Source organism: Pseudomonas sp. LW8 (assembly GCF_041956865.1).
In the GTDB taxonomy this organism is placed as follows: Bacteria; Pseudomonadota; Gammaproteobacteria; order Pseudomonadales; family Pseudomonadaceae; genus Aquipseudomonas; species Aquipseudomonas siliginis.
The window spans coordinates 1,720,984-1,741,732 of sequence record NZ_CP168138.1 but is presented as its reverse complement, the minus strand read 5'-3'; the positions used below and the strand labels follow the sequence as shown (position 1 = coordinate 1,741,732).

The 20,749-nt window shown below is 58.2% G+C and carries 19 protein-coding genes; 17 read left to right on the top strand and 2 right to left on the bottom strand.

All coding sequences use genetic code 11. The annotated features are described in order from the left end of the window. The first annotated feature begins 105 nt into the window (after positions 1 to 105). The 5 genes from AB9L16_RS07920 (at position 106) to AB9L16_RS07900 (ending at position 2,877) form a co-directional block, all read left to right on the top strand. Positions 106 to 696 carry a cysteine hydrolase family protein gene (locus AB9L16_RS07920; RefSeq protein WP_016773772.1) on the top strand — a complete coding sequence of 197 codons (591 nt, stop codon included), beginning with the start codon at positions 106 to 108 and terminating at the stop codon, positions 694 to 696. Positions 697 to 827: 131 nt separating this feature from the next. Then, a complete protein-coding gene (locus AB9L16_RS07915; RefSeq protein WP_041479344.1) occupies positions 828 to 1,148 on the top strand; it encodes a hypothetical protein in 321 nt (106 codons plus the stop codon). Positions 1,149 to 1,222: 74 nt separating this feature from the next. Beyond that, on the top strand, positions 1,223 to 1,780 hold the full coding sequence (locus AB9L16_RS07910) for a Smr/MutS family protein (RefSeq protein WP_375123326.1): 558 nt from the start codon (positions 1,223 to 1,225) through the stop codon (positions 1,778 to 1,780). A 77-nt stretch (positions 1,781 to 1,857) separates the two neighbouring features. Then, positions 1,858 to 2,403: a GTP cyclohydrolase I FolE gene (gene folE, locus AB9L16_RS07905; protein ID WP_011062625.1), complete on the top strand. Its 546-nt coding sequence runs from the start codon at positions 1,858 to 1,860 to the stop codon at positions 2,401 to 2,403. A gap of 102 nt (positions 2,404 to 2,505) precedes the next feature. Next, positions 2,506 to 2,877, top strand: coding sequence for a glutathione S-transferase N-terminal domain-containing protein (locus tag AB9L16_RS07900; protein WP_041479340.1), 372 nt, complete (start codon positions 2,506 to 2,508; stop codon positions 2,875 to 2,877). Between the two features lie 137 nt (positions 2,878 to 3,014). Here AB9L16_RS07900 and AB9L16_RS07895 read toward each other — a convergent pair whose 3' ends face one another. Continuing rightward, entirely contained in the window at positions 3,015 to 4,181 is a 1,167-nt protein-coding gene (locus AB9L16_RS07895; protein ID WP_375123325.1) for a PLP-dependent aminotransferase family protein, read from the bottom strand. 81 nt (positions 4,182 to 4,262) lie between these two features. On the opposite strand from AB9L16_RS07895, the gene AB9L16_RS07890 reads away from it, so the two are divergent. The 5 genes from AB9L16_RS07890 to AB9L16_RS07870 all read left to right on the top strand — a co-directional run bounded on the left by AB9L16_RS07890 (position 4,263) and on the right by AB9L16_RS07870 (position 12,713). Further along, on the top strand, positions 4,263 to 4,709 hold the full coding sequence (locus tag AB9L16_RS07890; protein ID WP_041479388.1) for a MarR family winged helix-turn-helix transcriptional regulator: 447 nt from the start codon (positions 4,263 to 4,265) through the stop codon (positions 4,707 to 4,709). 289 nt (positions 4,710 to 4,998) lie between these two features. Next, positions 4,999 to 6,348: an NCS2 family permease gene (locus AB9L16_RS07885; protein WP_375123324.1), complete on the top strand. Its 1,350-nt coding sequence runs from the start codon at positions 4,999 to 5,001 to the stop codon at positions 6,346 to 6,348. An 85-nt stretch (positions 6,349 to 6,433) separates the two neighbouring features. Further along, positions 6,434 to 7,063 (top strand): LysE family translocator, encoded by a 630-nt coding sequence (locus tag AB9L16_RS07880; protein ID WP_041479336.1) that lies wholly within the window; start codon positions 6,434 to 6,436, stop codon positions 7,061 to 7,063. A 193-nt stretch (positions 7,064 to 7,256) separates the two neighbouring features. Further along, positions 7,257 to 10,778, top strand: coding sequence for a calcium-binding protein (locus AB9L16_RS07875; RefSeq protein WP_375123323.1), 3,522 nt, complete (start codon positions 7,257 to 7,259; stop codon positions 10,776 to 10,778). 96 nt (positions 10,779 to 10,874) lie between these two features. Continuing rightward, positions 10,875 to 12,713, top strand: a complete 1,839-nt coding sequence (locus AB9L16_RS07870) for a hypothetical protein (RefSeq protein ID WP_375123322.1) — start codon at positions 10,875 to 10,877, stop codon at positions 12,711 to 12,713. Positions 12,714 to 12,840: 127 nt separating this feature from the next. Here AB9L16_RS07870 and uraH read toward each other — a convergent pair whose 3' ends face one another. Continuing rightward, on the bottom strand, positions 12,841 to 13,194 hold the full coding sequence (gene uraH, locus AB9L16_RS07865; protein ID WP_007944445.1) for a hydroxyisourate hydrolase: 354 nt from the start codon (positions 13,192 to 13,194) through the stop codon (positions 12,841 to 12,843). A gap of 420 nt (positions 13,195 to 13,614) precedes the next feature. Between uraH and puuE the strand changes: the two genes are divergently transcribed. The 7 genes from puuE to AB9L16_RS07830 all read left to right on the top strand — a co-directional run bounded on the left by puuE (position 13,615) and on the right by AB9L16_RS07830 (position 20,600). Further along, the gene (gene puuE / locus AB9L16_RS07860; protein ID WP_150638729.1) at positions 13,615 to 14,541 is read left to right on the top strand and encodes an allantoinase PuuE; all 927 of its coding nucleotides are present in this window, start codon (positions 13,615 to 13,617) and stop codon (positions 14,539 to 14,541) included. After that, positions 14,538 to 15,053, top strand: coding sequence for a 2-oxo-4-hydroxy-4-carboxy-5-ureidoimidazoline decarboxylase (gene uraD / locus AB9L16_RS07855; protein WP_016773760.1), 516 nt, complete (start codon positions 14,538 to 14,540; stop codon positions 15,051 to 15,053). Before puuE ends, uraD begins: the two co-directional genes overlap by 4 nt. Before the next feature lie 87 nt (positions 15,054 to 15,140). Beyond that, positions 15,141 to 16,142 (top strand): allantoicase, encoded by a 1,002-nt coding sequence (gene alc / locus AB9L16_RS07850; RefSeq protein WP_122611965.1) that lies wholly within the window; start codon positions 15,141 to 15,143, stop codon positions 16,140 to 16,142. A gap of 120 nt (positions 16,143 to 16,262) precedes the next feature. Further along, entirely contained in the window at positions 16,263 to 16,766 is a 504-nt protein-coding gene (locus tag AB9L16_RS07845; RefSeq protein ID WP_016773758.1) for an ureidoglycolate lyase, read from the top strand. Positions 16,767 to 16,817: 51 nt separating this feature from the next. After that, on the top strand, positions 16,818 to 18,131 hold the full coding sequence (locus tag AB9L16_RS07840) for a urate hydroxylase PuuD (protein WP_236169474.1): 1,314 nt from the start codon (positions 16,818 to 16,820) through the stop codon (positions 18,129 to 18,131). A 168-nt stretch (positions 18,132 to 18,299) separates the two neighbouring features. After that, entirely contained in the window at positions 18,300 to 19,652 is a 1,353-nt protein-coding gene (locus AB9L16_RS07835) for a nucleobase:cation symporter-2 family protein (RefSeq protein ID WP_042608508.1), read from the top strand. Between the two features lie 162 nt (positions 19,653 to 19,814). Continuing rightward, positions 19,815 to 20,600, top strand: a complete 786-nt coding sequence (locus AB9L16_RS07830; protein ID WP_041479324.1) for an outer membrane protein OmpK — start codon at positions 19,815 to 19,817, stop codon at positions 20,598 to 20,600. Positions 20,601 to 20,749: the final 149 nt, after the last annotated feature.

Sequence of the window (20,749 nt, the reverse complement as noted above, 5' to 3'; positions counted from 1 at the left end):
ACAAGGCTGCAGGCCAAGAACGACGGCGCCTACGATGGTAGCGATTCACAGAACCGCTCAGCCAGAGGACAATGTCGCAAAAGCCCCACCCCGAGGAGCCCCAGAATGTCCGTTCCAAAAACGATGTTTCAACTCAGCGGCCGCGGTTACGCAGCGGCCACACTGAGCCATGCCACCGTGGTCATCATCGATGCCCAGAAGGAATACCTCAGTGGCCCGCTGGCCCTGAGCGGCATGGACGCGGCCGTCGCGAACATCAAACAAGTGGTTGCCGCAGCCCGTGCCGCCGGTCGGCCGATCGTGCACGTGCGTCATCTCGGCACCGTGGGTGGCCTGTTCGACCCGCAGGGCGAACGTGGCGAGTTCATCCCTGGTCTGGAACCACAGGGTGATGAAACCATTATCGGCAAACTGCTGCCGAGCGCGTTCCATGGCACCGAACTGCTCGAGCGCCTGCAGAACCTCGGCTCGCTGGACCTGATCGTTTGCGGTTTCATGAGTCACTCCAGCGTCAGCACCACCGTGCGCGCGGCGAAGAATCTCGGTTTCCGCTGCACCCTGGTCGAAGACGCCTGCGCGACACGCGATCTGCCGTTCAAGGGCGGTGTACTCAGCGCCGAACGCGTGCAGGAAGCGGAAATGGCGATCATGGCCGACAACTTCGCCACGCTGGCCAAGACTCAGGACCTGATCTGATCCTGCCCTTGCGAGCGGTGCGTTGGCGCCGCTCATCCGCTATATCCGCTGATTTGCCGCAAATGCCATAGCCTCAGGAACAACCCGGTCAACTCCCGGTCGAAGGGCCGATACCATTGAGGAAGGTCGGAATGAAGTTATCCGATGGATTTGACGCACGCCGTTTGCGGCCCAAAGGCCAAAGCAACTGGCGTTTTCGATTTGGCGCGGCGATCTCGGCCATTCTGGCTACGTTCGGCGTGCTGCTGGCGATGGCCGGGGCAGCCAGCCTGCTCGGCCGCCCGCCGGCGCTGGGTGACCTGAACGCGTCACCGCTGGGCTCGGCAATCATGCTCGCCGTCGGCTTGCTGTTTCTGTATTTCGGCGTTGCCCTGTGGCGCCGCTGCCGCCGTCGCGCACGGCAATCGCGGGAACTGAACATGGCCCCGCATCTGATGAAAAAACACGACTGACCCAACGGCCTGGCTTTTTGCCGGGCCGTTTTCTGTCGACTTGGGTAAACTGGCCGCCCTTCGCGGAGGCTGACATGCAAGACGACGATTTTTCTCTGTTCAAAAGTGCGATCCAGGGCGTCAAGCCGATCAAGCACGACCGCGCCGACACCGGCAAACCCAAGGCTGACCGCGCGCAAATTGCCAAGCTGCGTCAGTCCGCCACCGTGCGCAGCGACACCACTATCATTGATGGCTTGTCCGACCAGTTCGTGATCGACGTCGGCCCGGAAGACGAACTGATGTGGTCCCGCGACGGCGTGCAGGAAAGCCAGATGCGCAAGCTCAAGGTCGGGCAGATCCCGTTCGAAGGCAGCCTCGACCTGCACGGCATGAGCGTGGAAAAGGCCCGGGAGACGCTTTGGGCCTTTCTCGCCGAAGCGACCAAGTTCGAAATCCGCTGCGTGCGCGTGACTCACGGCAAGGCCGTGCGCCTCGATGGCAAGCGGCCAATGCTCAAAAGCCATGTCAACACCTGGCTGCGCCAGCACGCCCAAGTCCTCGGCTTTTGCTCCTGCCAGGCCCGTCACGGCGGCGCCGGCGCGGTTTATGTGATGCTGAAACGGACGATGATGGAAGGCCGCGACGAATAAAGCCATCACACCGAACTTGCAGGGTTGTGTCCGCCACCGTACCCTTGCCCTTTGCGAAAATCCCCACAGGTAGTTTCATGTCCCTGGAACAGAATTACACCGCGATTCTCGGCCAATTGGGCGAGGACGTCTCCCGCGAGGGCCTGCTCGACACGCCAAAGCGTGCCGCCAAAGCCATGCAGTACCTCTGCCGCGGTTATGCACAGACGCTCGAAGAGGTCACCAACGGTGCCCTGTTCAGCTCCGACAACAGCGAAATGGTGCTGGTCAAGGACATCGAGCTGTATTCGTTGTGCGAACACCACTTGCTGCCGTTCATCGGCAAGGCGCATGTCGCCTATATCCCGAGCGGCAAAGTGCTGGGCCTGTCGAAGGTTGCGCGGATCGTCGATATGTACGCGCGCCGCCTGCAGATTCAGGAAAACCTCAGCCGCCAGATCGCCGATGCGGTGCAGCAAGTCACCGGCGCGCTGGGCGTGGCCGTGGTGATCGAAGCCAAGCACATGTGCATGATGATGCGCGGCGTCGAAAAGCAGAATTCGTCGATGATCACTTCGGTGATGCTCGGTGAATTCCGTGAAAACGCGGCAACCCGTAGCGAATTCCTCAGCCTCATCAAGTAATTCGCAACAGAAAAGAGCCGGCGTTGATCGCCGGTTTTTTTTCGCCCGTGAAAAATCGGGTAAGCTGCGCGCCTTCTTCATTTGCACCGTGAGGCTTTCAACGTGTTCGTCAAAGCGCTTCGTGTCGGCCTCGGCCAACTGGTTATCTTCATCGATTTCATCACCCGCCCGGGCAAGACAAAACGCCCCGCTGCTGCTCAGGCACAAGTCGACGCTGCCGCGAAAGATCTGACCCTGTACCAATTTCACGCCTGCCCGTTCTGCGTGAAAACCCGCCGCGCCCTGCATCGCCTGAATGTGCCGGTGGCGCTGAAAGACGCGAAGAACAACGAGCAGGATCGCCAGACCCTGCTGGAACAGGGTGGCCGAATCAAAGTGCCTTGCCTGCGAATTGAAGAGAACGGGCAGACAACCTGGATGTATGAATCCAAGGTGATTATTGATTATTTGGATAAGCGGTTTGCGGCGGTCTGATGTTAACGGGTTGGAGCGATAGCCGCCTTCGCGAGCGCGCTCGCTCCCACCCTTGAAACGCATTCCATTTTGTGGGAGCGAGCCTGCTCGCGAAGAGGCCCGCACTGACAACGCCGGCCCTTAAGCCGGCGTTTTTGCTAGGCCGCCCTTTCCATCTGCGCCCGCCGCACCACCGCCGCCAACCGCTTCAACCCCTCATCCAGCCGCGACGGATCAATGTGGCTGAAGTTCAAGCGCAAATGCCCATGATGCTTGTCCGGCTCGGGAAAGAACGGTTCACCGGGCATGAATGCCACATCATTGGCCAACGCCTCATTGAGCAAAGTGCGCGTATCCAGCGGTTGCTTCAGCGTCAGCCAGAAGAACAGCCCGCCCTGGGGCATGTTCCACTCAGCCAGATCGGTAAAATGCATTTCCAGCGCCAGTTGAAACGCATCTCGCCGCTGCCGATAGAAATCCCGCAACTCGCTCAAATGCTGTTGATACTTCTGCGAGCCGATCCATTGCAGCGCCTGCCACTGCCCGATGCGATTGGTGTGCAGATCCGCCGATTGCTTGAGCTTGAGCAGGTGCGGGAACAGATCCGCACTGGCGATCAAGTAGCCAACACGTAAACCCGGGAGCAAGGTTTTCGACACGGTGCCGGTGTAGATCCAGCTGGCTTTGTTCAGGCGCGCCGCAATCGATTTTGCGCTGCCACCATCGAAAGTCAGTTCGCGGTATGGCTCGTCTTCGATCAGTGTGACGCCAAATTCATCGAGCAATGCCGCAACCGCTGCGCGCTTGGCCTCGCTGTAGCGCACGGCGGATGGATTCTGGAACGTCGGGATCAGGTAGATAAACGCCGGGCGATGCTGTTCTAAACGATTACGCAATTGCGCGAGGTTGGGGCCGTCCGCTTCCTGCGGCACGGTCAGGCAATCGGCGCCGAACAGCTGGAAAATTTGCAGCGCGGCCAGATAAGTCGGCGCCTCCAGCAAAATTTCCGTGCCCTTGTCGATATACAGTTTTGCCGCCAGATCCAGAGTTTGCTGGGAACCACTGACCACCAGCACCTGACTCGCATCGCACTCGAGGCCCAGCGCCCTCGCCTCTGCCGCCAAAGCTTCGCGCAAGGCCGGCTCGCCTTCGCTCATGCCGTACTGACCCAGCGATAACGGCATCTCGTCCCACTCCACCTTCGGCAACATCGCCTCAGCGGGCAAACCGCCGGCGAACGACATGACCTCCGGACGCTGGGCCGCCGCGAGGATTTCTCGGATCAAAGAACTTTTCAGGCGCGAGACACGTTCGGAAAAAGCCATAGAGATCACCGTAGCAAGGCATGCAGGAAATGAGTCAAACTTGTTGACTGAAATTACGACAGCTTGAGCGAGTACGTCAATATGCTTGACCTTAAGAACCCCTCTACTCAGCAACAGGCCATGGAAGCGTTTTTCTTCGGCTATCAGGCATTCACTGCCAAGGCTGATGAAATGCTCGAGCGTCGCGGCCTCTCGCGGGTGCATCAGCGCATCGTGTTTTTCATCGCGCGCTATCCGAACCTCAGCGTGAAAGAGTTGCTCGCTTTACTCGGCGTGAGCAAACAGGCGCTGAACATGCCACTGCGCCAGTTGCAGGAGATGCACCTGGTCGACAGCGTCGCTTCGCAGACGGACAAGCGTAAGCGCCTGCTTGAGTTGACGGCGGAAGGCGCGAAGTTCGAGCAAGCGCTGCGCCGTGAGCAGGTGAAATTGCTCGAGCGGGTATTTGCCGAGGCTGGGGAAGCGGCGGTGAATGGGTGGTTGGCGGTGAATCTGGCGCTTGGGGGGAATCAGCCGCATCTGGATTGACAGGACCGCCCTCTTCGCGAGCAGGCTCGCTCCCACATTGGAACGCATTCTCCTGTGTGAGCGAGCCTGCTCGCGAAGCCATCCTGATAGTCATATATCCCTATCGGCAAAAAAATCGGCAACAAAAACCAAAACAATATTTGCTTTATTTGTACACAAAAGCATAATCCACTGCGTGCGAGTTCCTGACTATACGGTCAACAAATTCGCGTATGCCTCAAAGGGCCGCTGCCACCCCTCATGGGTCCGGCCCTGGAAATAACAATAAAACTCTTGAGGAGTACTCGCTGTGGAAAGCCGCAAATCCGAAGCACCGCCGCTCGAGCTCACGCCGCCATTACGCAATGGCCTGCTGGAGCGTCTGTTCAAACTCAGCTTGCATGGCACCACGGTGAAGACCGAGCTGATTGCCGGTCTGACAACCTTCATCACCATGGCTTACATCATTTTCGTCAACCCGAACATCATGGCCGATGCCGGCATCGACCACGGTGCGGCCTTCGTCGCCACCTGCATCGCCGCTGCGCTCGGTTGCCTGTTGATGGGGCTCTATGCCAATTGGCCGGTAGGGCTTGCACCGGGCATGGGCCTCAACGCCTTCTTCACCTACACCGTGGTCGGCACCATGGGCTACAACTGGGAAACCGCCCTCGGCGCGGTGTTTGTCTCGGGCGTGCTGTTCATGTTCCTGACCTTTTCGCGGATCCGCGAGTGGCTGCTCAACAGTATCCCGGTCAGCCTGCGGTTCGCGATGGGCGCCGGTGTCGGTCTGTTTCTGGGCCTGATCGGTCTGAAGACGGCCGGTATCGTCGTCGACAGCCCGGCGACGCTGATCAAGCTGGGTTCGCTGCGTGAACCTGGCCCGCTGCTCGCCGCGATCTGCTTCCTGATGATCGCGATCCTCAGTTACCACCGTGTGTTCGGTGCGATCCTGATCAGCATCATCACCGTCACGCTCGCCGGCTGGGGCCTGGGTCTGGTGCACTACGAGGGCATCATGTCCGCGCCGCCGAGCCTGGCACCGACCTGGATGGCAATGAATGTCGCCGGCGTGTTCAACGTCAGCATGATCAGCGTGGTGCTCGCCTTCCTCTTCGTGCACATGTTCGACACCGCCGGTACGCTGATGGGCGTGGCCCAGCGCGCCAACCTTGTCGCCGCTGACGGTCGCATCGAGAATCTTTCCCGAGCCATGAAGGCTGACAGCGCATCCAGCGTATTCGGCGCCGTGGTGGGGGTTCCACCTGTGACAAGTTACGTGGAAAGTGCCGCTGGCGTGGCCGCTGGTGGTCGGACTGGTCTTATCGCAGTTACCGTGGGTGTGCTATTTATAGCGGCCATGTTTTTCGCACCGCTGGCTGGCATGATTCCCGCTTATGCCACGGCAGGTGCACTGATCTACGTGGCGATGTTGATGATGGGCGGTATGGCCCACATCGAATGGGACGAAGCGACCGACGCCATTCCGGCGATCGTCACGGCGATCATGATGCCGCTGACCTTTTCGGTCGCCGACGGCATCGCGCTGGGCTTCATCACTTACGTCGCGTTGAAGGCTGGCACCGGCAAGTACAAGGAAATTTCCGTCAGCCTGTGGGTGCTCTGCGCGATCTTCATCGCCAAGTTCATCTTCCTGTAAACGTTGCGCGGTTCAGGCTTCAAACCAGCCTCACCCTCACCGGTGGGGCTTTTGCACATCTCGATAACAACAAAGGAGCAATACGATGAGTCTGGAAACCTGGCTGCTGTTCAGTGGCGCTGCGCTGGTGGTGATCCTGATCCCGGGACCGCTGTCATTGCTGATGATCAGCAACAGTCTGAATTACGGTTTGCGCCGGTCGTACCCCGCGTTCCTGGGTGGCGTGATCGCCTCGATCTGCCTGCTCAGCGCGTCGGCACTTGGCCTCGGCGCATTGCTAATGGCTTCGGAGCAGTTGTTCAGCGCACTGAAAATAGTCGGTGCGCTGTACCTGTTCTACCTCGCCTGGCAGAGCTGGCAGCAGTCGCGGCAGCCATCGACGGGCGCCGAAGTACCTGAGGCTGCACCGGTGCCGCGCTTTCGCACATTGTTCGGACGCGCCTTTGTACTGGGTGCGAGCAATCCGAAGGACATCCTGTTTTTCGCCGCGTTTCTGCCGCAGTTCCTCCGCGCTGAGCAACCTTTTCTGCCGCAATTGCTGATCATGATCGCGACCTGGGTAGTGCTCGATCTGTGCTGCAAGCTGGCCTATGGCCTGGGCGCCCATGGCGCCGCACGTTATCTGCGCAGCGGCAAAGGCCAGAGTTGGTTCAATCGGGTCAGTGCCGGACTATTTGGTGGTGCTGGCGCCGCGTCGTTGCTTGGCAGCCACTGAAAAGCGCCACTATTGATCATCCTGCCGGAACGGACCTCGGGCGGGATGATGTGTTGTTTTGAATCAATTCAACTCGAACAACATTCAATCTTTGATATGCAATAGATAGCAACAACCCCCCGATATACAGCTCTGGAAAAGCCAACGTAATATTCTTCGCCTTAACGACAATTGCCGGAACAAGGAAGTTCTAATGGCCACACTGATAAGCGAAGCAACAGCACAAACCGACCCTTCAATACATGCGGACCTGCAACCTGTTTCCGATACCGTAATAATCATGGATCTGGGCTATGAAGCCAACGAATACAAGCCCTCAACCATCGATCAGAGCCGAACTAACGAAAAATCGAGTCAGTTGCAAATGGTGGACGAAGTTTTCGGCCCTTTCGAAATTGGCGACATTTCGATTACCCGTACTGCACTCGACGGATTAGGCGCGACCATTGATGGTCATCCGTTGAATGGCGAGAACAGTTTCTTTCGCCGCCCCAAACGCTCTTTTATCAATAGCCTGCAGTTCGACGCCAATAAAGTTGAACACTACCTGAAAACTTCAACGGGCAGCGATAGCTACTTGTTGCCCACGCTCCTGTTTGAAATGGCCAGCCAGCGCCCGCTCACCGCTCCCCGGCTCCTGAGGGAGAGTGCTGCAGATACTGTATCCGGCAATTACCGCGACAAACTTGTCAAACTTCTGAGTGCCGCACAGTCGCTTGATCTGCAACACGTGCACGTCCCCAAACATCATCCCCGCTGGGCCGCATTGACCAAAAGTTACGCGACGCTGGGCTCCAGCGTGGGCATCCAGGGCTTCGGCATCTTTATGGGAATTCGCGGCGTTGTCGATGCGATCAAAGCCGAAAACACTGCTGAAATAGCGATAAACAGCGCAGGCATTGTATCGGAGCTGGGCTCCATCGCGGCCGATGTCGCGGTGAGCAAGATAGCCACGCAGATGCTCACAGCCGGGCAAAGTGCTTATCGGGACTTCGCCAAAACCCGCTTTGCACTCAGATTGGGTCGATCGGGAGGGTTGGTCGGCGGCATGCTGACGCTGCCCTTCGACATCTTTACCGCCGTGAGGTCGATGAACGCCGCTCAGAATGCCACCGGCAAAGAAGCGATGGATCATTACGTCAGCGCTGGCCTGAGCATTACCAGTGCAGCCATGACTGTCATCCTCGGGTCCGCCGCGATGGCCGGGTTCTCGTTTGCCGGCCCTGTCGGACTTGCAGCCGGCGCGATCCTCGCCATCGGCTCACAGGTCTACGGTGCGGTGCGTATCGTTGACGATATAGATGACTACATTGAATTGACTGTCGATGAACGGTGGCGTAGCGGTTGGTTTTCGTTCTGCATGATGGAGGTCGATCAAAGCGTTCAAAACCGCTATATCAAGGCAAAGACGCTGTTGCAGCACTCTCTGCAACTGAAAAAGTCCGCCAGAACGCTGCTCGATGGCCCCTTGAAAGAGACCACCGAAGCCATCGTCAACGGCAAGTTCGATGTGCGTCTGAAACCAACGCGGGTCTGGAAACGAAACTGGTGGACCAAACAGGATGCGTGGGAATCGGTCAATGTCCCTGAAGTGGTAGGCACCGATGACATCATTGATGCACGCGCAGGGGTTACAAAAGATACACCCGGCGCGGAGTTGGGGGTCGCCGCAGAGGGCAAGAACGTTCTCTGGTTCATCAGCGAGGGCAACGACTCGATCAAAGGGGTAGAAAAAAAACCCAACACCTTCCATTACAAGTCAGGAAAAAAACAACTTTCGGGGGGCGAAGAAAATGACCAGTTCCTGTTTGAGAACGCAGCGGACTTCCTTGAAAGGGGTCGCCATGTCGCAGATCATTCGACGCTGAGCGGCGGCGCAGGAAATGACACACTGGTACTCGGCGGCAGCTACTCCTCCCGAAATACCAACAGAACTGGCTATGACGTAGATCTGCTGGCTGGAACATTGCAGATCATCACGAGCGATGTCGATGCCGACAATAACCGGATATCTATCCTGCACAGTTTGCTGGACAGCATCGAAAACGTTGAGACAGTCCATCGCGCGGCAAGCGTGGTAACGGGCTCCGCGCAAAACAACATCATCAAATCCCGGGGCAGCGACAGCATTGAAGCTGGCGCTGGGGACGACCAGATATTTCTCTCCCACGAAAGAGCAAAAGCGTCGGGAGGCGCCGGCACCGATCAATATTACATTGCGCATGTGGCTGGCCGTTTTTCCATTGTCGATGATGGTGAACAGACCAGCTACATCGTCATGAACTGGCGCAAGGAGTTGATTGAATCCTTTGATATCGAGGGTAACGACCTGGTCATCCGCTCAGGTTTCGAAACGTCTGACCACCTCAAAAACGTGTTGACCATTCATGACGTTTATACGAACACCGAACACACTAGAAAGTTGAGCAACAAAAACCTGGTTTTCGTAACCAGCGATGATTTCCATTTCAGACTTGATCTGCCAGACACAATCCCGGACGGCCACACCGTAGAAATAACCGAAATTTTCCTCAAACGTGGAAAACCGGTAAACCCGATCATTATTTATGCAGCGGAATGCTGGATCCGCCACCGCAAACCCGCTGCCTATTACGTCCCGAGAACCGGCAAGACAACCACTTTTTACGCAGTTTTACGTTCTGATGTCATTACCCGGATATATCTGGATTTCCGCAGCGACGAGCTGACAAAAGCGGAGGCGCATTTTTTCTCGGACAAACCCAAGTCATATCACCTGACTGTTGGTTGCCATCTCGTCTATCACTTCGGCGCGAAAAGCATCAAGCTCAATTATTACTCCGCTGCGCGTAACGAAGACGATCACGACAATATTACGAAAATCCTGCGCACCATGGCTGTTCGTCCGTTCAGCCGTTACGTATTGATTTTCAAGGACGGTGTCGTTGCAGATGCCGAGCTTACAGCGCAAACCGAAATCGCACCTGCCTTTACGGATTTCACGGTATCGCGGGATTGGGTGACCCAGATGAAACTGCCGCTCGAGGTTCGCTCTCAGCGTTACTTTCACAATCTGGCTGAAAAAGCAGCTGAACCGATGGGCCGTACAAGAGTTTGCGCAACGCCGATTCGACTGGCCGTGCAAACCGACATGGACAACTACGAAGGAGAGGGTTCGAGTTATCTCATCCACGTACTCCCGGACATGACCATCAAACTCTCGACTCCCGGCGCACTTGCCGATGCCAAAGTTCGCCTGCCCTATTCATCCACTTGGGAACTTGATGCAACGCAGCTCGGCAAGGTCGAAATAAGGCTGGAAGAAAACCGGCTCTCCATCGGCACCACCACTTTTTATCTGCCGGTCTATGGAAGCGAAGATCTGATAGATCAAATCCGCGTTATTACCACCGGTGGAGTTGTGCACACGGTCGATCTGGTCTTTGATCGCATTTATCTGGATGGGCTTGATGCACGTTTTTTCGAAGAGCCAGACGCCTCAAAAGCGCTCCCGCCATATCTTGCCGCATTGGCCAACGACGAAGTCAAAGTCTGGAACGTTATCTGCGTCAACGACGAAACCGCACGCGTGGGCTACAACCTGGCCGCCCATGGCTGGGTATTGCGTGCCGACAAATCCCGCATCGAAAAGTCTGCGTTAAGAGTAGTGAATCGCTGCAGTCACCAGACCAACATTTTCCGCCCTGTTTCGCTGATGAAAGTGCCTCCCGCGTAATTCGCGGTAACCCGTCAACAAACACCCTTTTTTTATCAGCGTACTGTCTACGCGGCACCCGCACGCGTCTGCGCGCTCTTTTTCCGAGTATTTCCCATGGCCAAATCACCCAAAAAAATCCCGACCATAAAATCGCCCGATTCGCCCGATGCCACACACCCCGGATCACCGCCCCTCGTCAAAAATGTGGGCCTGGACATGCCTGACGCCCTGCTCCTGGGCATCGATTCGCCGGCGATCAGCCAAGCGCCAGCCACCTCTGCCGCAGCCAACGCAGTGCCCACGGTCAGCCTTCAAGCGTTGCCAGATGCAGCGCATGATTTCAGCGCCACTCGGAACGCAATCGCCTGGCCGCAAGAGCGTTTCCACGAATTGGTGCCGGTGACGCAGAACGATGGCTTGTTCACTGGACCGGATCAGCGCACCTACGCTCAAATCGCCAATGAAGGCCAGTTTGTCGTCGAGCAGGACGGGCAAGGCAACTACCATGTGCCACTGACCTTCGCGCCCGGCGTGCCCGGTCTGCCTCTGACGCGAACCGAGGGTCAGGCGATCTGGCAAATCCAGCGGCCCGAGAGGCCCTCCAACCGGCCTGCGTCCTCCACACCACACTTGCCCTCATACATCTCGCCGGCCGACGCCATGACGTTGACCAAGCCGGAAATGGCGACAGAAGGCCTTCGTTACAACAGACTCAGGCAGACCTTCGTAACCACGGTAGACGGCACCGTCATGGTGCGCAAAAACCAGGACGGTGAATATCAACAAGCGTTTGCCTCAACGACCAATGCACCCGACGTTTTCTTCGAGCAAATCCCCGGCACCGTGTTCTGGCGGCGAAAAACACCCGGGACGAAGCCATCAGGTACCAAGCCCGAAGCCAGCCAGTCCGACAACGCATTACCCGGCCCGAGCAAGCGTCCACGACTTGCCGAGGCCACAGAAACGCTAACCGCGTCGAAAGCCACGACTGCGCCTGAGGAGCTGACCCCGTATTTCTGGCTGCCCTGGGGGCACCTGAACAAACCTGTGCACATCGAATCTGTACAGCTTGGCTGGCTGCATTATCCAATCGTCCCTGTCGGCTCGAACACGACACCCAAAGTGTATTTCGTATGTCATCCCGAGTTTGTCCCGACAGATTTCAATACTTTCGAAAGCATGCTGATAAACATGCCCGAGCGACAGCCGGTAGCGACTTTTCGCATCGGCAGTGATCCGGGTGAGGTCCATCCGGGCAAACGCTTTTTTGAAGAGCCGATATCAACGTCCGTCGCTCGCGCGTTCCCCGATTTCTCTGAAGCAACAGCAAGGGCCGTCGCCCGCAGGTTGTTCGAACTCGCCGATCACTCCGAGACGATTACCGGCACCGGATTGATCAATGTCCAGGCCGTTCTGCATCAGTGGAAACAACTGCCGTTTTCCACAGCTCCAGATTTTGCCGACCCGCTGAACATGCTGGCCGTTGCACCGGACATCGACCTGGGAAGCAAACGGCTTATTCCGATGCCTTCCCAGACCGACAGCGAATTGCAACGCCTGAGCTTCGATCCGCAGCATTTCCCCTCTGCCTGGAATCATTACAAGACCTATCCCTCGGATCTGAATCTGCGGCGATTGCTCGGCGCGTTGCTGGTCGGCTGTGGTTACGAGCTGTTTCCACTGACTTATGAGCACAGAATGCTGACGCTGGTCTTCAAACGAGCCGGTCACGATCAGATCTTCTTTTTGAAACTGGGTGCGATCAGTCAGGCCGGCCTGACTCATGTGCCTGGCAACGAACTGGCGGAACCGGGCTTGCCCGCCAGAATCGGTCAGGACGCCTTCAAGGCACTGACCGATGCAGCCGCGCAGAACAAAGTGGTATGGCTGATCGGGGGCGTATTGAAGGTCGCGTCCACGCCAGATTCGGTATTCATTATCCGCGAGCGCTGAGCCGCTACCCGCCTGCACCGGCAGATGAGCTGTAAACAGGCATAAAAAAAGCCCGCAGTGTGAGCGGGCGAAAGACCAAAGAAGCTATATGCGCAGTCGCTTCCCGGTGGGGGCAGCTGCTTGGGGGTCAGCTGCCCCGATACGTGGAATAGCTGTAAGGCGAAATCAGCAGGGGCACGTGATAGTGGTCCTGCTCGGCGGAGATGCCGAAACGCAATACGACGACATCGAGAAACGCCGGCTCGGGCAGTTGCACGCCCCGGGCGCGGTAGTAATCGCCAGCATGGAACTGCACCTGATAAACCCCGGTGCGGTAATCATCGCCTTGCAGCAACGGCGCATCGACCCGGCCATCGCTGTTGGTTGTCGCACTGGCGACCAATTCCAGGTGCGATCCTTCAACGCGGTACAGCTCGACCTTGATCGAGCTGCCCGGGCAACCGTGTGCAGCGTCCAAAACGTGTGTTGTCAAACGTCCCATTGATTCTGCGCGCCCGGCCGCAACAAGCGGTCAGACTTCGCGCCTCCCGAAGTCAGTTGAAAAGGAGACCGCACCGTTTCGGAGCACGAAACGCTGCGGCGAGCGACTGATTAAGACACTTTTCAAAAAAATTGTACACAATAAAAACGACATTTTTCGCTTCCCCCCCGCCATCCGGGCCTTAATCGCCAATTCGCAGGCAAAGCGCCTGATCATTGAACCTTCTATTCATTAGCTGACTGGTCAGGCAGGTTTCTTGCAGGCCGGAACCATTAACAGCAAAAGATGACAGCCGGTGAAAAATGCGAAAATTCAGGCTTACAAAATGTAAATAAAGTTGTATACAATCAGCCCATCGCTGTGACGCCAGCCTGCCAGGCCGCCACACCAATCTGTCAACGTACAAGAAGGAAGACTGCAGTGAGCGCTGACTACCCACGCGACCTGATCGGTTACGGCAGTAACCCTCCTCACCCACACTGGCCGGGCAATGCCCGGATCGCCCTGTCCTTCGTGCTCAATTACGAAGAAGGTGGCGAGCGCAATGTTCTGCACGGCGACAAGGAATCCGAAGCCTTCCTGTCGGAAATGGTCGCTGCCCAGCCGCTGCAGGGCGCGCGCAACATGAGCATGGAATCGCTTTACGAGTATGGCAGCCGTGCCGGCGTCTGGCGCATTTTGAAGCTGTTCAAGGAATTCGATATTCCGCTGACCATCTTCGCCGTGGCCATGGCCGCCCAGCGTCACCCGGACGTGATCCGTGCGATGGTCGAGGCCGGCCACGAAATCTGCAGCCACGGCTACCGCTGGATCGACTACCAGTACATGGACGAAGCGCAGGAACGCGAGCACATGCTCGAAGCGATCCGCATCCTCACCGAACTGACCGGCGAGCGTCCGCTGGGCTGGTACACCGGCCGTACCGGGCCGAATACCCGTCGCCTGGTCATGGAAGAAGGCGGTTTCCTCTACGACTGCGATACCTACGACGATGACCTGCCCTACTGGGAACCGAACAACCCGACCGGCAAGCCGCATCTGGTGATCCCCTACACCCTCGACACCAACGACATGCGCTTCACGCAAGTGCAGGGTTTCAACAAGGGTGACGATTTCTTCGAATACCTCAAAGACGCATTCGACGTGCTTTACGCCGAAGGTGCCGAGGCACCGAAAATGCTTTCGATCGGTCTGCACTGCCGCCTGATCGGCCGTCCTGGTCGCCTCGCTTCGCTCAAGCGCTTTATCGAATACGCCAAAAGTCATGAACAGGTGTGGTTCAGCCGTCGCGTCGACATCGCACGCCACTGGCAGCAAACCCACCCGTACCAAGGGACTGCAAAATGAGCCGCTTTCAAACCCTGCAACCGTCGACCCTGAGCCGCGACGCTTTCGTCAAAGCCTTCGCCGACATCTACGAACATTCGCCATGGGTGGCCGAAAAGGCCTACGACCTCGGTGCGGACGCTTCGATCGACGAGATCGAAACCCTGCACCAGCGCATGAGCGATATCCTGTTGAGCGCCGATCATGCCAGCCAGCTGGCCCTGATCAACGCTCACCCGGACCTGGCCGGCAAAGCTGCCGTCCAGGGCCAACTGACCGAAGCCAGCACCAATGAACAGGCTGGCGCCGGTATTCACCAATGCACGGCCGAAGAGTTCCAGCGCTTCACCGAGCTGAACGACGCCTACAAAGCCAAGTTCAAGTTTCCCTTCATCATGGCGGTAAAAGGCAGCAACCGGCATCAGATCCTCGCGGCGTTCGAAACGCGCATCAACAATTCGGTGGAAGCCGAGTTCAAATGCGCGCTGGCGGAGATCAACAAGATTGCCCTGTTCCGTTTACTGACTCTTTAGCAAGCCTGGCCCGAGCGTGAATGAACGCGCAAACGCCCAGGGCCCTGCGAGCATCCCCAGCCAACTTATCAAAGGCAGACAAGAAGAATGAAAGCTTACGCCGTACCTTTCGAAAAATACGTCAACCTGGCCGACGCCCGTCTGGGCACCAAGATCATTTCGGTCACCGATGACTGGTTCGCAGACGCCAATCGTCTGTTCCAACCGACCCCGGCCGTATGGAAGGAGGGCGTGTTCGATGACAACGGCAAGTGGATGGACGGCTGGGAGTCGCGCCGCAAGCGCTTCGAAGGTTACGACAGCGCGGTGATCCGTCTGGGCGTACCGGGCTCGATCAAAGGCGTGGACATCGACACTTCATTCTTCACCGGCAACTATCCGCCGTCGGCCTCGCTGGAAGCGTGCTTCCTGGCCTCGGGCGAGCCGGATGAAAACACCCAGTGGACCGAAGTGCTGTCGGCCGTCGAGTTGCAGGGCAACAGCCACCACTACCACGAAATCAGCAACGACAAAGCGTTCAGCCACCTGCGCTTCAACATCTACCCGGACGGTGGTGTTGCCCGTCTGCGCGTATACGGCATTCCGTTCCGCGACTGGTCCGCTGTGGGCGACAACGAGCAGGTCGATCTGGCCGCAGCCCTTAACGGTGGCCGCGCCCTCGCCTGCTCCGACGAACACTTCGGCCGCATGAGCAACATCCTCAACCCGGGCCGCGGCATCAACATGGGCGACGGCTGGGAAACCGCACGTCGTCGCACGCCGGGCAATGACTGGGTAATCGTCGCCCTGGGTCATCCAGGCGAGATCGAGAAGATCGTCGTCGACACCCTGCACTTCAAAGGCAACTACCCGGACACCTGCTCGATCCAGGGCGCCTTCGTCAAGGGCGGCACCGACAGCCAGATCGAAACCCAGTCGCTGTTCTGGCGCGAACTGCTGCCAAGCCAGAAGCTTGAAATGCACGCCGAACACACCTTCGTCGAGCAGATCAAGGCACTCGGCCCGATCACCCACATCCGCCTGAACGTGTTCCCGGATGGTGGCGTGAGTCGCCTGCGTGTATTGGGCAAGGTCGCTAAACAAGGTTGAAACCAATCGCTGGCAAGCCAGCTCCCACAGGTTTTGTGAATGCCACAGATCACAGTGGGAGCGGGCTTGCCCGCGATGGCGATAGTTCTAACAACACAGAATTCGGATAAGAAGAACAGCATGCGCACACTGACGATTGAACCGCTGACCAAAGAAGCCTTCGCCCCTTTCGGTGACGTGATCGAAACCGACGGCAGCGATCACTTCATGATCAACAACGGTTCGACCATGCGCTTCCACAAACTGGCGACGGTCGAAACCGCTACGCCTGAGGACAACGCGATCATCAGCATTTTCCGCGCCGACGCGCAGGACATGCCGCTGACCGTTTGCATGCTGGAACGCCATCCGCTGGGCAGCCAGGCTTTCATACCGCTGCTCGGCAACCCCTTTCTGATCGTGGTCGCGCCAGTTGGCGATGAACCTGTATCAGGCTTGGTCCGCGCCTTCGTCACCAACGGCAGGCAGGGCATCAATTACCATCGCGGCGTTTGGCACCACCCGGTGCTGACGATCGAAAAGCGGGATGACTTCCTGGTGGTTGATCGCAGTGGCACAGGCAATAACTGCGATGAGCATTTTTTCAAAGAGGATGAGCGGTTGATCCTCGCCCCCCACCAATAAGAGAAGGTCTGATCACTCGACAACAAGAGTGACAGGCGAGAGGTAAAGACTGTGGAAGCACATCTGTTGGAATGGCTGAACCTGAGCGTGCGCTGGGTTCACATGATCACTGGCGTGGCCTGGATCGGCGCGTCGTTCTACTTCGTCTGGCTGGAGAACAACCTCAACCGCGTCAACCCGAAAACCGGTCTGGCCGGTGATCTGTGGGCGATCCACGGCGGCGGCATCTACCACCTGGAAAAATACAAACTGGCCCCACCGTCCATGCCGGACAACCTGCACTGGTTCAAGTGGGAAGCCTACTTCACCTGGATGTCGGGGATCGCGCTGCTGTGCGTGGTGTTCTACTCCAATCCGGTGCTCTACCTCGTGGCACCGGGCAGTGGCCTCAGCGGTCCTGAAGGCGTGGCCATCGGTATCGGCTCGCTGATCGTCGGCTGGTTTGTCTACGACTTCCTCTGCGATTCGGCCCTGGGCAAGAAACCCGCCCTGCTCGGCTTCATCCTGTTCGTGCTGATCATTGCCGCCGCCTATGGCTTCAGCAAAGTGTTCAGCGGTCGGGGTGCGTACCTGCACGTCGGCGCGATCATCGGCACCATCATGGTCGGCAACGTGTTCCGCATCATCATGCCGGCGCAACGGGCACTGGTCGCGGCGATCGCCGAGAACCGCACGCCGGATCCGGCCCTGCCGGCCAAGGGTCTGCTGCGTTCGCGTCACAACAACTACTTCACCCTGCCAGTGCTGTTCATCATGATCAGCAACCACTTCCCGAGCACTTACGGCAGCCAGTACAACTGGTTGATCCTCGCCGGGATCGCGGTGTTGGCGGTATTGGTGCGTCACTACTTCAACACCCGTCACGACAGCCACAAGTTTGCCTGGACCCTGCCGGTGGCAGCGGTGGGCATGATCTGCCTGGCCTACGTCACTGGCCCGGCGCCGATGTCGAGCGCACCTGAAGTGGCCAAGGCACCGGCGAAAATCGAGTACCAACCGCTGCCGGAAACGGCACTGGGCGGTGGCGCGAAACCGGCCGAAGCGGCGCAACCTGCGGCACCCGCAGCCCCTGCGGCGGCACCCGCGCAAGCCTCGAATGCCGGCCCCGGTTTCGACAAGGTGCACAACGTGATTCAAGAGCGTTGCACGGTGTGCCATTCGTCCAAGCCGACCAGCCCGTTGTTCAGCGCAGCCCCGGCCGGTGTGATGTTCGACACCCCCGAGCAGATCCGCCAGAACGCCGCGCGCATTCAGGCGCAAGCCATCACCACGCAGATCATGCCGCTGGGCAACATCACCCAGATGACCCAGCAGGAACGTGACCTGATCGGTGCCTGGATTGCCCAGGGAGCGCAAACCAATTAATCGTTAAAAGCATCGCTGGCAAGCCAGCTCCCACAGGGTTTTGCATAGCCTGTGTGGGAGCGGGCTTGCCCGCGAATGGCCGCTCCGCGGTCTGCCTGATGCAAAGAAACAGCTGCAAGCAACCCGGCAGCTGTTAATCACAAGAATAAAAAAGATCCGAGGTGTTGCATGTCCGAGCTGTCCAAAGCGCGCATCCCCGACGCACCCGCCATTCAGCGTTTGCCCCTTTTGCAACTGATCCTGGTCGGTCTGCAACATGTTCTGCTGATGTACGGCGGTGCCATCGCGGTGCCGCTGATCATTGGACAGGCCGCTGGCCTGAGTCGTGAAGAAATCGCCTTCCTGATCAACGCCGACCTGCTCGTCGCCGGCATCGCCACTATCGTGCAGTCGCTCGGCATCGGCCCGATGGGCATTCGCATGCCGGTGATGATGGGCGCCAGTTTCGCTGCGGTCGGCAGCATGGTGGCCATGGCTGGTATGCCCGGCATCGGTCTGCAAGGCATCTTCGGTGCAACCATCGCTGCCGGTTTCTTCGGCATGCTGATCGCGCCGTTCATGTCCAAGGTCGTGCGTTTCTTCCCGCCACTGGTGACCGGCACGGTCATCACCTCGATCGGTTTATCGCTGTTCCCCGTGGCCGTGAACTGGGCCGGTGGCGGTGTCGACGCCGCGCAATTCGGTTCGCCGATTTATCTGGCCATCGCTGCGCTGGTGCTGGCGACCATTCTGTTGGTTCACCGCTTCATGCGCGGATTCTGGGTCAATATTTCGGTACTGATCGGCATGTGCCTGGGCTATGTATTGTGCGGCGTGATCGGCATGGTCGACCTCAGCGGCATGGCCAGCGCACCGTGGATTCAGTTCGTCACCCCGTTGCATTTCGGCATGCCCAAGTTCGAGCTGGCGCCGATTCTGTCGATGTGTCTGGTGGTGGTGATCATCTTCGTCGAGTCCACCGGGATGTTTCTCGCGCTGGGCAAGATCACCGGCCAGGAAGTCTGCCCGCGCATGCTCCGTCGTGGCTTGTTGTGCGATGCCGGCGCGTCGTTTTTCGCCGGTTTCTTCAACACCTTCACCCACTCCTCGTTCGCGCAGAACATCGGCCTGGTGCAGATGACCGGCGTGCGCTGCCGTTCGGTGACCATCGTTGCCGGCGGCCTGCTGATCGTCCTCAGCCTGTTGCCGAAAGCGGCGTTTCTGGTGGCATCGATTCCACCGGCGGTGCTGGGCGGCGCGGCAATTGCGATGTTCGGCATGGTCGCCGCCACTGGCATCAAGATCCTGCAAGAGGCGGACATCGGTGACCGCCGCAATCAGTTGCTGGTCGCGGTGAGCATCGGCATGGGCCTGATCCCGGTGGTGCGTCCGGAATTCTTCGCCCACTTGCCCATGTGGATGAGCCCGATCACCCACAGCGGCATCGCCATGGCCACCCTCAGCGCGCTGACGCTGAACCTGCTGTTCAACATCCTCGGCGGCAAGGAGCGTGCGGCGATCAATGATTGCCATGCTCACTGATTGAAACCACCACACCACCTGTGGGAGCGAGCCTGCTCGCGAAAGCGCTGTGTCATTCAACATTGATGGCGACTGACACAACCGCTTCGCGAGCAGGCTCGCTCCCACAGGGACTACGCAACTGCTTGTGCCTCAAACAATAAAAACAACAGGGAGCAACAGATGATCCGCACGCAAAGCAACGTTCTGTTGAGTGGCGGCCTGCTGGCCGCGAGTCAGGCCATGGCCGGCGATCTGCTGCTGTGGCAGAGCAACAGCCTCAGCTATCTATACGGCAAGAATTTCGCGATCAACCCCTCGTATCAGCAGACGGTCACCTTCGAGCACGCCGACAAGTGGAAGTACGGCGACAACTTTCTGTTCGTCGACAAGATCTTCTACAACGGCAAGGAAGACCCGAACAAAGGGCCGCATACTTTCTACGGCGAGTTCACCCCGCGTCTGTCCTTCGGCAAGATCCTCGACCGCAAGATCGAGTTCGGCCCGATCAAGGATGTGCTGTTGGCGATGACCTACGAGTACGGCGAAGGCGAAACGGAGGCCTATCTGATCGGCCCCGGCTTCGACCTGAAAGTGCCCGGCTTCAACTACGTCACCCTGAACATTTTCCGCCGCCAGACCGAAGGCCCGCGGCCCGGCGATGGTGTCTGGCAGATCACCCCCGCGTGGTCCTACAGCTTTGCGCTGGGCAATTCCGATGTGCTGATCGACGGCTACCTCGACTGGGTCGTCGACAACGACGAAAACTCGCGCGGCACCTACCACGCCAACCTGCACATCAATCCGCAGATCAAATACGACCTCGGCAAAGCCATGGGCTGGAGCCAGAAACAGGTATACGTCGGCACCGAGTACAGCTACTGGAAGAACAAATACGGCATTGAAAACAGCCACGCGTTCGATACCAACCAGAACACCGCCAGCCTGCTGCTGAAGGTGCACTTCTGAGATGGCCCGCAACCGTGCGCCATGCCTGCCGTCGGTGCTCTGTTGCGGGGCACTTGAGCGTTGGCCGAGGAGTCAGTATTCTCCGCGGCCTTCCGAATTCGCTCTAAAAAAAAGCCTGAATTCAATTTCTGACCGAAAAGCCAACTTAT

What these genes read in the sequence shown, in the direction of transcription:
- alc (WP_122611965.1), top strand. Translation starts at nt 15,141, where the DNA reads ATGAAAGCTTACGCCGTACCTTTCGAAAAATACGTCAACCTGGCCGAC.
- AB9L16_RS07875 (WP_375123323.1), top strand. Translation starts at nt 7,257, where the DNA reads ATGGCCACACTGATAAGCGAAGCAACAGCACAAACCGACCCTTCAATA.
- AB9L16_RS07915 (WP_041479344.1), top strand. Translation starts at nt 828, where the DNA reads ATGAAGTTATCCGATGGATTTGACGCACGCCGTTTGCGGCCCAAAGGC.
- AB9L16_RS07830 (WP_041479324.1), top strand. Translation starts at nt 19,815, where the DNA reads ATGATCCGCACGCAAAGCAACGTTCTGTTGAGTGGCGGCCTGCTGGCC.
- AB9L16_RS07895 (WP_375123325.1), bottom strand. Translation starts at nt 4,181, where the DNA reads ATGGCTTTTTCCGAACGTGTCTCGCGCCTGAAAAGTTCTTTGATCCGA.
- AB9L16_RS07920 (WP_016773772.1), top strand. Translation starts at nt 106, where the DNA reads ATGTCCGTTCCAAAAACGATGTTTCAACTCAGCGGCCGCGGTTACGCA.
- AB9L16_RS07910 (WP_375123326.1), top strand. Translation starts at nt 1,223, where the DNA reads ATGCAAGACGACGATTTTTCTCTGTTCAAAAGTGCGATCCAGGGCGTC.
- AB9L16_RS07845 (WP_016773758.1), top strand. Translation starts at nt 16,263, where the DNA reads ATGCGCACACTGACGATTGAACCGCTGACCAAAGAAGCCTTCGCCCCT.
- AB9L16_RS07890 (WP_041479388.1), top strand. Translation starts at nt 4,263, where the DNA reads ATGCTTGACCTTAAGAACCCCTCTACTCAGCAACAGGCCATGGAAGCG.
- uraH (WP_007944445.1), bottom strand. Translation starts at nt 13,194, where the DNA reads ATGGGACGTTTGACAACACACGTTTTGGACGCTGCACACGGTTGCCCG.
- AB9L16_RS07880 (WP_041479336.1), top strand. Translation starts at nt 6,434, where the DNA reads ATGAGTCTGGAAACCTGGCTGCTGTTCAGTGGCGCTGCGCTGGTGGTG.
- uraD (WP_016773760.1), top strand. Translation starts at nt 14,538, where the DNA reads ATGAGCCGCTTTCAAACCCTGCAACCGTCGACCCTGAGCCGCGACGCT.
- AB9L16_RS07870 (WP_375123322.1), top strand. Translation starts at nt 10,875, where the DNA reads ATGGCCAAATCACCCAAAAAAATCCCGACCATAAAATCGCCCGATTCG.
- folE (WP_011062625.1), top strand. Translation starts at nt 1,858, where the DNA reads ATGTCCCTGGAACAGAATTACACCGCGATTCTCGGCCAATTGGGCGAG.
- AB9L16_RS07835 (WP_042608508.1), top strand. Translation starts at nt 18,300, where the DNA reads ATGTCCGAGCTGTCCAAAGCGCGCATCCCCGACGCACCCGCCATTCAG.